The sequence below is a fragment of the Streptococcus suis genome (assembly GCF_002960445.1).
Classification (GTDB): Bacteria; Bacillota; Bacilli; order Lactobacillales; family Streptococcaceae; genus Streptococcus; species Streptococcus hyiners.
The window spans coordinates 1-375 of record NZ_POJD01000235.1 but is presented as its reverse complement, the minus strand read 5'-3'; the positions used below and the strand labels follow the sequence as shown (position 1 = coordinate 375).

Sequence of the window (375 nt, the reverse complement as noted above, 5' to 3'; positions counted from 1 at the left end):
CCAAACATCCAGAGCATGAGAATGGCAAAAACGAAAGTTGGAGTTGAAAATGTCAAGAAGTTATACACGCCAATGATTTTATCTGCAAGTGAGTTTTGATAACGACCTGCAATCATACCCAATGGAAGTGCAATCAAATAAGTCAATACCATCGTCAAGAGGGATAATCCAATTGTATTATTCAAGCGCTGCATGATGACATCAACAACTGGTTGTTTAAAAATAACACTCTGACCAAAATCTCCTTGCAAAAGATTGCCTACCCAGCGGAAATACTGAACAGGGATTGGGTCATAGTAACCTGCCGCAATCCGTTTTTGTTCAATGATTGCTGGATCAATATTGGGGTCAATCAATCCTGTAAAGGGATCCCCC

At 40.3% G+C, this 375-nt stretch carries 1 protein-coding gene; it reads right to left on the bottom strand.

Annotated elements, in window-relative coordinates:
* Nucleotides 1-375 (bottom strand): ABC transporter permease (locus C1G53_RS09095; RefSeq protein WP_153046690.1); only part of this gene is annotated, 375 nt, incomplete at both ends.